10 protein-coding genes are annotated in these 13,111 nt (G+C 44.3%); 9 read left to right on the top strand and 1 reads right to left on the bottom strand.

What is annotated here, in order from left to right; all coding sequences use genetic code 11:
- Positions 1 to 59 precede the first annotated feature (59 nt).
- The 7 genes from AAW12_RS14255 to AAW12_RS25530 all read left to right on the top strand — a co-directional run bounded on the left by AAW12_RS14255 (position 60) and on the right by AAW12_RS25530 (position 10,528).
- Positions 60 to 626 (top strand): sigma-70 family RNA polymerase sigma factor, encoded by a 567-nt coding sequence (locus AAW12_RS14255; RefSeq protein ID WP_046674297.1) that lies wholly within the window; start codon positions 60 to 62, stop codon positions 624 to 626.
- Positions 627 to 695: 69 nt separating this feature from the next.
- On the top strand, positions 696 to 1,814 hold the full coding sequence (locus AAW12_RS25535; RefSeq protein WP_197084043.1) for a FecR family protein: 1,119 nt from the start codon (positions 696 to 698) through the stop codon (positions 1,812 to 1,814).
- Positions 1,815 to 1,844: 30 nt separating this feature from the next.
- Positions 1,845 to 5,252, top strand: a complete 3,408-nt coding sequence (locus AAW12_RS14245; protein WP_046674296.1) for a SusC/RagA family TonB-linked outer membrane protein — start codon at positions 1,845 to 1,847, stop codon at positions 5,250 to 5,252.
- 3 nt (positions 5,253 to 5,255) lie between these two features.
- Positions 5,256 to 6,743: a RagB/SusD family nutrient uptake outer membrane protein gene (locus AAW12_RS14240; RefSeq protein WP_046674295.1), complete on the top strand. Its 1,488-nt coding sequence runs from the start codon at positions 5,256 to 5,258 to the stop codon at positions 6,741 to 6,743.
- Between the two features lie 5 nt (positions 6,744 to 6,748).
- Complete coding sequence (locus AAW12_RS14235) at positions 6,749 to 7,519, top strand: DUF4843 domain-containing protein (protein WP_046674294.1); 771 nt, start codon at positions 6,749 to 6,751, stop codon at positions 7,517 to 7,519.
- Between the two features lie 11 nt (positions 7,520 to 7,530).
- The gene (locus AAW12_RS14230) at positions 7,531 to 9,000 is read left to right on the top strand and encodes a PKD-like family lipoprotein (RefSeq protein ID WP_197084042.1); all 1,470 of its coding nucleotides are present in this window, start codon (positions 7,531 to 7,533) and stop codon (positions 8,998 to 9,000) included.
- Between the two features lie 58 nt (positions 9,001 to 9,058).
- Positions 9,059 to 10,528 (top strand): TlpA disulfide reductase family protein, encoded by a 1,470-nt coding sequence (locus tag AAW12_RS25530; RefSeq protein ID WP_053003701.1) that lies wholly within the window; start codon positions 9,059 to 9,061, stop codon positions 10,526 to 10,528.
- A gap of 120 nt (positions 10,529 to 10,648) precedes the next feature.
- On the opposite strand, the gene AAW12_RS14220 is transcribed toward AAW12_RS25530, so the two are convergent.
- A complete protein-coding gene (locus AAW12_RS14220) occupies positions 10,649 to 11,038 on the bottom strand; it encodes a VOC family protein (RefSeq protein WP_046674292.1) in 390 nt (129 codons plus the stop codon).
- Positions 11,039 to 11,112: 74 nt separating this feature from the next.
- Here AAW12_RS14220 and AAW12_RS14215 point away from each other — a divergent pair, with 74 nt between their 5' ends.
- Positions 11,113 to 12,297 (top strand): MFS transporter, encoded by a 1,185-nt coding sequence (locus tag AAW12_RS14215; RefSeq protein ID WP_046674291.1) that lies wholly within the window; start codon positions 11,113 to 11,115, stop codon positions 12,295 to 12,297.
- A 4-nt stretch (positions 12,298 to 12,301) separates the two neighbouring features.
- On the top strand, positions 12,302 to 13,051 hold the full coding sequence (locus AAW12_RS14210; protein WP_046674290.1) for a DeoR/GlpR family DNA-binding transcription regulator: 750 nt from the start codon (positions 12,302 to 12,304) through the stop codon (positions 13,049 to 13,051).
- Positions 13,052 to 13,111: the final 60 nt, after the last annotated feature.

Raw genomic sequence — 13,111 nt, 5'->3', positions numbered from 1 at the left:
AAATAATAATTACGTAAGATATTTATAGTAATAACTATATTTGTCCAAATCAATACATCATGCCTAAGTTGGAAAGTTTGAGTGACGAGGAACTGCTTCTTTTGGTTGCTAAGAACCAGGATGGGGCGTTTCATATGTTGTATGAACGGTATAAGGCTGCTCTACTCATTTATGCGATCAAGAGAGTTGGCGAAGATGTGGGTGAGGATCTTGTTCAGGATGTTTTTATCCGTACCTGGAACAACAGGTATACCATCGATTATCAGGACGATTTCAAAGCTTATCTTTTTACAGCCCTACGGCGGCGTATCATCGATTATTTCGCCAAGGAAACGAATGCCCAGGGCTATCTCGAGGATTTAAAGTCTTATGGGAATGAATTTGCTTTTGAAGAGGCCGATGAATCTATCCGTACGCAGTCTTTTAGCGATTCTATATTTGCGGTGCTCCATCGCTACGGGCCACAATATCAGGCCATTTTAAAATTACGGCTACAGGGCTATTCCAACCCCGAAATAGCGACCTTATTGGGCCTTTCGGAGAAGACCGTGCGCAATCAATATTCATCTACTTTAAAAATCATCAGGTCCAACTTTTCATCGTTTTTACTTTTTTTATTTTTCTAAGGGACAATCGTCCAGTAGCGCCGTTTACCTTAGTATAGCACCATTAGGGCTGGACTAACAATTATGACTATGAAGATTGACGATTCACTATTTGCAAGGTATCAGGCTGGGCAATGCTCCCCAGAGGAGATGGCTGTGGTTGAACGTTGGTTGGACCAACTTGATAAGTTTCCGGAACCCGAAGATGCTCGGATGCTAAGCTTATTGGAAAGGCTGGATGAAAAGATGCCTTTCATGAAAAAGCCTAAAAAACAAGCGACATGGCCGTGGATCGCTGCAGCGAGTATACTGGTCTTATTGACAACGATGCTGTATTTATTTTGGCAGAAACAGTCCGATCGGATTTTATTTGCCAGCATTCAGGAAATCAAAGCCCCGTTGAAATCAAATGCCATCGTCGTATTGGAAAACAACGAAGAGTTTGACTTGGATAAACTCAAGCGTAACGACACTTTGCAGGCCATGGGTTACCGTATTGTGCGGACTGCAGACGATCAGATTACCTACCTTACTGATGCGGGCAATACTTCAAAAGTGATCTACAATACCATTCGTACAAAGACCGGTGGTACAGCCCATGTACAGTTGGCCGATGGGACGAAAGTTTGGCTGAATACCAATAGTGAACTACGTTATCCGATCTATTTTGAAGGCAATATCCGCGAAGTGGCCCTCCGGGGCGAAGGTTACTTTGAGGTGGCCAAGCAGGAGCGGAATCATAAACGGGTACCATTTTTTGTACGTGGTGACCAACAGACCATTCAGGTGCTGGGAACGAAATTCAATGCCAATTTTACGACCAACAATGAAACAGCTTTGCTTGAGGGGGCAGTGGCTTTTTCTGATCGGGGATCAAGTCTGGCGCAAGCGCGCGAAGAGAAATTCACTGTGCGCATCCGGCCAAATCAGGTTTACAATGGCAAAAAGATTACTGAAGTAAAAGATATTGAACGTTACATCGACTGGAAGGAGGGGTATTTTGATTTGAATGAGGTCAATGTAGAGCAGTTGTCGCGGAAGTTGAGTGCCTGGTATGGCATAGAGATCCGCGTAGATGCCAGTGTGGCCCAAGTACAACTATTCGGTCGTGTGCGACGCGACAAAAATCTCAAAGAAGTGCTCGATCTCATCGCAAAGGTGCATCCGATGAAATATACCATGGAAAATAATTACATATACATCAAATAGAAAAACGACAGACTAACAAAAACTAACCTTATGAAATTGAACGTTTACCATTTTGAAAAAAAAGTGGCGGCTACCGATTTGCCCAAAGATGTCGGTAAGTACCTGTCTAAATTAGTGCTTAGTGGACTACTTTTATCGGTGACCATGGGGGTATCACATGCGCAGAACATTACACTAAAGGAGCATAAAAGTTCGATGTATCAGGTGCTGGAGAAGATTCGTAAACAGGCAAATGCTGATTTGATAGGCGATTTGGCTCTCCTCAAGAATAGCAAGCCTATTAGTATTCAGGTGGATAGCAAAAATATTATTCAGGTACTGAAAGAGATTTCCGAGAATCAACCTGTCGACCTGTTATTTCAGAACAACACCATTTTGGTACGCAGAAAGCAACCTCCCTCAACAGGACCGGTCAGCAATCAGCGTTCTCGGCAGGGAGCTGAAAGTTTGGTAGAGCAACATATCAGGGTAAGGGGCCGTGTTCAGGACAATACGGGGAAACCCCTTGTCGGTGTGTCTATCAAAGTGGTGGGTAGCGCCAATAGTGGTGTTCTGTCGGGAGAAAACGGTGTTTTCTTCGTTGTCATTTCAAAGAAAACCGAATTACTTTTCTCCATGGTGGGCTATGAGAGCAGGCGCATTGAGGTTTCTTCGCCGGATCCATTAACGGTAACGCTCGAGCAGGTAACCAATAAAATCGAGGAAACCGTAGTGACGGGTTATACTAAAGTACGCCGGGACAACTTCACGGGGGCAGCTACGATGGTGACTCGGCAGGACCTGGAGAAGTTCAATTCAACCAATATTTTTACGGTATTGCAAGCGCTGGATCCGTCCTTTAAAGTGGATGAACGTGTCACTGCAGGCTCCAATCCCAATGTGATGCCACAGATCAATATTCGTGGGGTATCGAGTGTCGGTGAATATGCTGTAAATGCACCCCTGATTATTATGGACGGTTTTGAGGTGCCCCTAACCACACTGTATGATATTGATGTCAATCGGATTGAATCGATTTCGATTTTAAAGGATGCCAGTTCCACAAGTTTGTATGGTTCGCGTGGGGGGAATGGGGTGGTGGTCATTGAAACCCGCCTACCCAAAGATGGTAAGTTTACCGTAACCTACGATATGAAACCTTCGGTGGCGATGGTCGACCTCTCCGATTATAACCTAATGAATGCTGCCGAGAAGCTGCAGTATGAAAAATTGGCCGATCTTTATACTTCCCGAAGCGGAGACCCTTCCTGGGATCTGATCCAGCAGGAAAGCTACAACAACCTGCTCGCCAAGCGGGAAGAGAATGTAGCCGCGGGAGTGAATACGTATTGGTTGAAGCAGCCCGTGCGAAATACGCTTTCCATCAACCATAGTCTGCGGATGGAAGGTGGTGGCAATGGAGTCAGGTATAGCCTCGAAGGTGGTTATTTTGACAATAAAGGTGTCATGAAGGAGTCTGGAAGGACGCGTGGTAATGCCGGCTTTACATTGATCTATCGTATTCCCAATGTGATCACCTTTCGCAATGTGGGTACTTACCTCTACAGCAAGGCCTACAATAGTCCGTACGGCGACTTTAAAACTTATACCGCACTGAATCCTTATGAACGGATCTACGATGATCAGGGGAATTATAATATCCGCTTCGGTGAACTCGGGCAATGGTATAGCTGGGGGCCGACAATGTACAATCCATTGTATAATGCAGGACTTGGTTTTCGTGATGAACAGGTGAGCCAAACGCTACAGAACAATATGTCGATAGAGTGGTATGCACTGCCCAAGCTGATTGTGCGTGCATCGGGAACAATCGTTCGTACCATTACAGATCTAGACCGGTACAAATCGCCATTCCACACCGATTTTGCTACCGTCACCGACGCTAATTTGCGTGGATCCTACACTTTTGGCAACCAAAACTTTACCAAGTATGAAGGTAAAGTGGATATGCAGTATTCCAATAAATTTGGTAAGCATCAGCTCGTGGCCAATGCGATTGCCGAAATCAGAAAGCAGAATACTGTGGGTAATCTCAATACAGTAACGGGATACGTGGACGATCGTTTTATGACTCCTCAAATGGCCTTGCAATACGCCGTGGGATCGCTGCCGAAGTCAACTTCATTACCGGTTCGTTCGGTGGGCTTCCTTGGTTCGCTTTTCTACACCTACGACAACAAATACAATGTGAGCGGTACGCTGCGTTCGGACGGCGCTTCGATCTATGGAAGTCAAAATCGTTTTGGAACATTCTGGAGTACCGGATTTTCGTACAACATGCACAATGAGGAATGGTTCAAAAATAGCTTCCTGACCAAACTGCGCTGGTACCTGAATGCAGGTACATCAAGTACCGTAAGCGAATTTAATGTGGGTATGGTGAGTACTGCGTATAACTTTTTTACGGGACAGAACTACTATAATCAGTATGCGGCCATTTATACAGGGCAAGGAAATCCGGCGGTACGTTGGCCTGAACAGCAGCAGCGAAGTATCGGTGGAGAGTTTGGGATTAAAGGCGATCTACTAAGATTGGATGTTTCCTATTATGATCGGATCACCAATCGTATGATTTCTACGGTGAATGTCGCTCTTTCGTTTGGTTTTTACAAAGACAAGTTCTTTCAAAATCTGGGAAAAGTACAGAATAAAGGGTTTGAGGCTATGGCCAATCTCCGCGTGTTGAACAACACAGTAAAGGATTTTAGCTGGTACCTCTCTGTCGGGGCAGTACAAAACAGGAGTAAATTGAAAGAGATATCCAATGAGCTGCGTACCCTCAATGAGTCGCTTGTGAAGAAAGACAGCAAGGGCAATGTGATCCGTCCATCGCAATTCTATCAGGAGGGCCAGTCGCTGAGTGTTATCCGGGCGGTATCATCGCTGGGGATTGATCCGGCCAATGGTCGTGAGCTGTACCGCGATAGAAACGGGAATGTGACCTATCAATGGGATGCCAATAATCAAGAGGTGGTGGGTAATGCGGAGCCGACATTGTATGGGAACTTAGGGACAACGGTCAATTACAAGGGCTTGTCGGTACAAGTTATCGGCAATTATTCTCTGGGAGGAGATATCTATAATCAGACCTTAATGGACAAGATCGAAAATAATTCTGCTTATCTCAATGCCGACCGAAGGGTGTTGGAAGAACGTTGGAAACAACCTGGAGACCTCAGCCGATTTAAGGCCATCGGCGATCAGTCAGTAACGCAACCTTCCAGCCGTTTTGTGCAGACGGAGTCTTTTTTGCGTCTTTCCACAATCAACGTCAACTACTCATTTAGCAATGCTATCCTCAAGCGGTATAAGCTGGAACGCCTTCGGCTCAACTTCTCCATGAACGATATGTTCCGTTGGAGTACGGTGCGCATGGAACGGGGGATAGATTATCCATATGCCCGTGAATTTAATTTTGGTGTAATGGTTCAATTTTAAAGCATGAAAAAGTTAATAATCGCCATCGCTGTGCTCTGCATACTGTCGGGCTGCGAAAAATTCTTAAATGTCAATCCCACTGATAAAGCGTATGAGGAGGATCTGCTTACAGATCGATCGGGCTTTAGTGCAGCATTGGCTGGTGTATACGAAACCATGAATACGGATACACTCTATGGCCGTGAAATGAAATATGGTTTTATGGAAAGCCTGGTCGGATCGTATAATGTGACCAATTCGGGGCACAACTACTACAGGTCCTTTCGGTATGAATACAATTTTGATATACCTAAGAAAACGATTGCCAACATTTGGGGTAAATTTTACCAATGCATCAATCAGACCAATATTATTCTGGCGAATGTAGACCGTATCAAGACGGATGAAAACTACGATCTGATCAAGGGGGAGGCCATCGGTCTGCGGGCATTTTGCCATTTCCAGCTGTTGAAATTATTTGGTCCCGCTATTTCGAACGAAGGGGCTTCGGCAAAGGCGATCCCATACCGAGACGGGGTGACCTATTCGGCGACGAAGTTTTCTACTGCAGCCGAGGTGATCACCTTATTGGAAAAGGACCTCGGGGAAGCTCGTGCTTTGCTAGAAAAGGATCCGATCCGTTCTAATGCACGTGATGCTAATTTAAACCAATATGCTTACGAACATTACAACAGCTTAATTGATTACCGTGGTATCCGAATGAACTATTACGCAATCGTGGCGCTGCAAGCGATGGTCGCGCAATGGAAGGGTGATCTGGTTGGCGCGGGCAAGTATGCCGAAGAGCTGATTACGGAGCTCAAGACCACGCAGAGCGTTAGGTTGACCCTCGATGGAGAAATCGCGCCGGGTGCTTTTGCGCGTATGCCCATGGAAAATATATTTGCACTGTTTTCCAGTAAACTGGGCGTGATGGTAAGTTTGGTTTTTGCGCAGCCAGATGCGACTATTTCTAGCTCGACCTCACCCTTTTTATTCCCTAATTATTCGTGGTTGCGAACGAACCTTTATAACAGCACGGTGCATGGCTCGCTGAATGATGCCCGTCTGGCCAATTGGTTTACACAGCCCAATACCGCGTATCCCTGGAAGCTTTCGAAGTACCTATTTGATCTCAAGCGATTGCCTTCGGAGGTCAATTATCGCCCGGCTTATGAAAACAAGATCATTGGACTGCATACCATCTATATGATTGCGGCCGAAAGTAATGCTGCTGCTAATCCAACCAAAGCAATGGAATATCTCAACCTGGTGCGCAAAAGCAGAAACATCAGCACTGATCTTGTCCTCAACGCAGATATGACACCCCAGAAGCTCAAGGATCTGATCTTTGACGAGATGCGCAAAGAGAATATTGGCGAAGGTTACCTGTTTACAGAATATAAACGTCTGTATAAGGCCATTGATCGGCCTACACTGGTACAGCCTAAAAACGAAATATTCAGGCTGCCAATTCCAGATGATGAATTGTTGTATAACCCTCAAAACTAACCGAAATGAAAAGATATATTTTGCTTTTTTGTGCTGCCGTTATACTGGGTGCCTGCAATAAAAACGACAATATGCTCCAATTTGACGATACCCAGAGTTACATCTATTTTGCCTATCCAAATGCCAATACCAGATCTGTAGAAAAATTTGCAGATAGTGTCTATTATGGATTTGCGTTGGATGCCGATCTGCAACGCAAGGAAAAGACGATTGCGATTCCGATCGGTATCGGGGGAAGGGCAAGTGCGAAAGACCGTAACTATACGTATGTATTGGAAGATTCGTCCAAATATGATCAGGCTGCCGTGAAATTTTCAGCACCGATGATCGGAGCCAGCCGCTATGTGGATACCCTCTTTGTCACATTTCAACGTACAGCAAAAATGAAAGCTGAGCCCACGGTCTTGTATCTGCGCATGGAGCAAAATGAGGCTTTCGCTCCCGGAAACCTATACAATCAAAAAATACGGATTGTGGTTGACGATATACTGAATGAACCGGCTTGGTGGAATACGTGGAAAAATTATTTTGGCCCTTTTCAAAAAGAGGTGTTCCAGCAATGGATGCAGGTCTATCACCTTGGCGCCGACCCTTCACCAGATCTGACGACAGGGGCGCCGGGGCCAATATATTATTGGAATAATATGCCTACTTCGGCTATTGCAAGCTGGTATCCTGTCACCTTCAATTATATTCAGGTGCTCAAACAGTATTTTATCGATCACCAGGTCTATCCTGATGGCGACAGTACAAAAGAACGTATTCTATTACCTTAACGATGAAGCAGATGAAATTTATAAACCGATCTTTTATCCTGTTCCTGGCTCTTCTGATTGTAGGAGGCTGTTCTAAGGATCTAGGTAACTATAATTACAAGGACGTGAATACGATAACAATCACGGGCCTGCTGGAAGCTAATCATCCGACGGGACGAATTTATGAAATCCCGTTTAACGATACGATTCGGTTGAATCCAACAGTGGTGGGGACGCTTTCGGCTAGTGACACGACACAACTCACCTTTGAATGGAAGGTGGACTCTGTTGCAGTCAGTAAATCGAAAAATCTATTTTATGTGGCCAATAAACGTTATGGTAAGATCTCGGCCGAGTTTACTGTAACGGACAGGTCTACGGGAATAACAAGCAGCTACAATTGTTTTTTGAATATTGTGAACCCGTATAAATGGGGGTACTATGTACTGACACAGGATAAATCGAAAGCGGCATCATTGTACTGCCTATCGAGCATTACCAAAAAAGCTTCCTTTGATCAGGTTTTATTGCCCAAGTTAGGTAAGCTGGGCCAGAATCCGCTGTCGATCAGTGGCACCAAAAAGTATGGCGCTTCGTCAACAGACTTTTATAACGTGTTGACCATCGGAATTCAGGATGCTGTAAATCCTGTCGTGGTCATTGATTCCAGGGAGTTTGTGCCTACGCTGCTGTACAATTCTTCCAGCTATGTCGGTGGTGGCAATTTTGAGCTTCGTCCAAGCCAGGTGATGAACGACCGATACAACGACGTGATCTATGTGGTTAATAAAGGTAAGTTTCATGTATTGCGGAAGGGCGCTATAGCGCTGCCTGCTTTTATCAACGATCCGACGGATTACCAGATTGCACCGAATGGTGTGGCCGCCCCGCTGGGCAATGGTAGATACTTTATGAGTGTCTACGACGAAAAGAATAAAAAGGTGCGGGTGTGGGATAATGGTATTACGGCCAATGAGTATGTTTATATCAATGATTATAAAGATATCCTGGGGCAGGAGCTCATGAATGGAAAGGTATTTTTGGCCTGTAGTTATGCCAATATCCCTTCGATCAACCATATCTACCTCTTTAAACAAGACAATCAATTGTATTCTTATCGTTTGGATTACGCTGCAGATTATAAACCGAAATCGTTCAGTCTACTGGGCTCCGGTCCAATGCCGACAACTGGTTCAATTGGTTATGTCTATTTTGATGGTCCTACAAGCCGTTGGTTTATGGCTATTGGCAAGACCATTTATATGGCCTCCTACCTCGGTGTCGAATTCCAGAAATATGTGCAGCTGCCTGAAAATGCCACTGGAGATATTGTCAAATTTAAGATCCTGGATGGCAAGCTGATGATAGCCACCAATGATCTGACCGCCAGTAAACCTGGGTCCATCTATATTTATAACGCAAACACCATGGTCTTGGAACAGTCTTTTCCACATGTGGTTGACGAGATCGTCGACCTCCATTTAGGGATATTGACGCAATAAAAACTGTTAGCTCTTAAAGCATAATATCATTCATTTAAACATGTATAAATCTTAAAATATGAATTTGAAATCAATAAAATTAGCCATTCCGCTACTACTATTGGGAAGCCAGGCTGCTTTTGGACAATTAGCTGCAAAAAAAGGAATTACTCAGGAGGAGCTATATAAGCACCTCAATGGCTTGTTTCAGAAAGGGACAGATGAATCGAAGGCAGAAATACTGAAAGAAGCTGAATTTCTGGCGAAATCGAAAAGAGAGGAAGGCCAACTGCTGGCAGGACAGATCTACAATGGCTTGCAAAATGCAGATAAGGCCGATGCGATAAAGGCGGGTATCGCCAAAAAGTTTCCAAAGGGAATTACCGCACGAAATGAAGCTTTCGGTAAACTGTTTAAAGCGGAAAATCAGACTGGGGCACAATTAGAAGAACAGTATACTAGCTTAATTAAAAAGTTTCCGGAAAATAGCTATGCTGAAAAAAATAGAGGAATCTATGGTTACGGCATGGGGACTATTGCACAACAGTATGCAAAAGAAAAAAACTTGGATAAGGTCAGTTATTATTTGGAGCTATTGAAACCCAAAGACAATTATGCAAACGCTGTTTTTGCGATCGGACGCGAGTTAAACCGGCAAAAAGAATATACTTTTTCACAAAAGATGCTTGAACCGGTCTATGTCAATCTAAATCAGTTGAAATCTGAAGGTAAGAAAACTGCGGGTGGTCAATATCTGGGGGCTATCGGCCTGCAGTATGCGGATGCTTTAATGGGCAACAAGGATGTGGATAAGGCGCTTGAAGTATTGGACAAGGTGCGCACAGAATTATCGTCCGAATCGGCAACGATCGCGTATGCCAAGGCGCTTCAGGCAAAAGGACGCGATCTGGATGCTTTTCAGCTTATGGAAAAGGAAGTTGTCAAAGAAGGGAAAGATCCCAAAATGATGGAAGTACTCCTGCCTTTGTACAGTAAGCTGAATAGTGGGCTTTCGGACACGACGGCTTATCTCAAAGCGCTAAATGGACGTATTGACGAAATGCTGGTGACAAAACTGAAAGCTGAAATGATCAAAAAAGAAGCACCTCAGTTTTCGTTGGTGGATCGTTCGGGCAAGGAAGTATCCTTAGCCGGTCTGAAAGGAAAGGTGGTTGTACTTGACTTCTGGGCAACCTGGTGTGGACCATGTAAAATGTCATTCCCGGGCATGCAGGCTGCGGTCAACAAATATGCAAATGATCAGGAGGTCGCATTCTTGTTTATCAATACCTGGCAGAAGGAGGAAAACTATAAGGAACTTGTCAACAACTTTATCAACGACAATAAATATAGTTTCCATGTCCTATATGACGAGATGAAGGAGAAGGATAAGTCTGTCGTTTCGGCCTACGGTGTCAGTGGCATCCCTACAAAAGTGGTGATCGATAAAGATGGTTTTATTCGCTTTCAGTCATCGGGTAGTGGTTCGGATGTCGAAAAGATCGTTAACGAAATTTCAAACAAGATCGAATTAGCCAAGAAAGGTTAAGGTATCCTCCAAGCTAGAACTGCGATTTGGCGGTCAAAAATAGGAAGGATAATATCCCAGAAAGTCCATAATCTGCCAATGTTCAAGTTTGGCTGATTATGGACTTTTGTTTGTTTGGTTTTAAGCTACAATTTCTATTGGATTTCCCTCTGGATCAAGTATGACACTTTCATAATACCCATCGCCCGTCGTACGGGGTTCACTTTCGATAATATATCCATCCGACCGTAATTGCTCGGTCAACTTATCGACAGCATCTTTTCCACCGACGCTTAGGGCTAGATGGGTATAACCTTTGCTCAGGCTTCTGTCAGCTGCTGCTGCAGTGATATCAATACGGTTCATAATCTCTAAACGTGCGTCTGACTCGCGAAATTTAAGAAAGTAGGATGAAAACCCTTTCTTCGGGTTATGGTATTTTTCTCCGCTAACAGTACCAAAGTATTTGGCGTAAAAAGCACGTATTTTCTCGAGGTCATCGACCCACAGGGCGAGGTGTTCTATTCGCATGGCAAATCTTTTTATCTAATTACATTGCAATATTATGCAAATTTGCATAATATTGCAATGTAAAATTTATCAGGATGTTGAACAAACCGATCATTAACGAATCGATAATTAAGGCAAAAACAGCGACACAGGTTATGTTTTTGATATGTGGTCTCGCGCTATCAAGCTGGGCACCGATGGTACCTTTCGCCAAGGACCGTCTTGGTCTTAACGATGGAGAACTGGGGCTTTTACTGCTGTGTTTGGGTGGTGGTGCACTATTAACGATGCCTCTCTCTGGTTTTTTTATCGGGAAACTGGGGAGTAGACAAGTGATTTTGATCTCAGGTATAATTGCTGCCGTTGTGCTCCCTGTTCTGTTGATGGTAACAAATAGCTATTTGATGGCCTGTGTTCTTTTTATATTTGGCTGCAGTATAGGTAGTATAGATGTGGCTATGAACGCACATGGTGTGCAGGTTCAGAATGCCATGGGTAAACCGATCATGTCATCTTTACATGGGCTGTTCAGCGTAGGTGGTCTATTTGGGTCGATCGGCTTGGGTTTTCTGATAAAGATGGGGCTAATTCCGATTTATGCGGCAGTTACTATCGCTATCTTTTTAATACTGCTATTGATCTTACAATATCGAAAGCTGCTGGGTTACCATAAGGAAAAAGAAATCATTGTCGAGTTTTCCCACATTGATGAGACTCGGGTTTCCAAAAAAAGATTTCAATGGCTCAGGTGGAGTGTGCTGGTACTTGGGCTGATGTGTTTCATCGCCTTTCTGTCGGAGGGAGCGATGTTGGATTGGAGCGCCATATTTTTGCGGGATCACAAAGGCGTATCTCCGGAATTTACGGGAATTGGATATGCGGCATTCTCCGTAGCGATGGCGGTGATGAGATTGCAGGGAGATCGATTAGTAAGTAAGCTGAATAGTAAAGTGGTGGTGATCGGTGGGAGCCTATTGGCGTCATTAGGTATTTTGATCCTGGTATTTAGTCCCTGGCTTTCTGTTACACTTGTTGGATTTGTCCTGTTGGGACTGGGAGCCGCCAATATTGTCCCTGTATTTTTTAGCGAGGGTGGCCGGATTGAAGGACTTTCACCGACAGTAGCCATTCCAGTTATTTCAACAATGGGTTATGCAGGTCAGCTGGCAGGACCGGCGCTTTTGGGTGCTATTGCACAGCATTTTTCTTTGATCATTGCTTTCGAAACAATAGCTTTACTTTTTCTAGTAGTAGCCCTTATTTATAAAATCAGGAAGTAATAGCATGTTAAAAGAAGAGCGTTTTGAGGTAATCCTCCGCGAATTAGCGAGTCGGAGGAAGGTGAAATTTGAAGAACTGGCGGTATTGTTGGCGGTATCGGAAGATACCATCCGCCGCGACATAGATCTTCTCTATCGGAACGGCTTGCTTTCCAAGACCAGAGGTGGGGCTATGCTTCGCGAAAAAGATCCGTTGACTTTTCAGGATAGGCAATCGTTTCTGACCAAAGAAAAAGATATTATTGCATTAAAGGTACAGCCGTTTCTGAAAGATGGCATGACCCTTTTTGTGGATGGTGGCACTACGACATGGGCCGTAGTGAATGCTATGCCATTGGATATCCGGATTCGGATGATTACGAATAATTTTTCCATCGTGCCGCTGCTCGAGAAGTTCAAAAATGTGGAACTTATTTTTTTAGGCGGTAATTTTGAACCTGATCTGGCGGTAACTTCGGGTATCGCAACCTGTATGGAAGTCGCTAAATATAACGCCGATATCTTTATCATGGGAACTTGTGCTGTAGATCCTGAGCTCGGTGTGTCGGCAACGTCAGCTGCAGATGGCGAAACCAAAAAGATGATGGTGCAATGTGCAAAGAAAACAATAGCCTTAGCCAGCCAGAATAAGCTTTATCAAGGGGAACTGTTTAGGGTGTGTCCAATAGATTCGCTCACGGCATTGATCACCGACCTGGACTCCAATGATTCCGAACTGAATCCCTTTAGAAATATGGATCTGCAGATTATTTAGTCGATCGATTGAAAACAGCATTGATTGTTTCTTCGGAGTAGTGTAAAAAGACCAATTGAA

It is taken from the genome of Sphingobacterium sp. Ag1, assembly GCF_000988325.1.
Taxonomy (GTDB): Bacteria; Bacteroidota; Bacteroidia; order Sphingobacteriales; family Sphingobacteriaceae; genus Sphingobacterium.
This window is presented reverse-complemented; position numbering and strand designations above follow the sequence as displayed.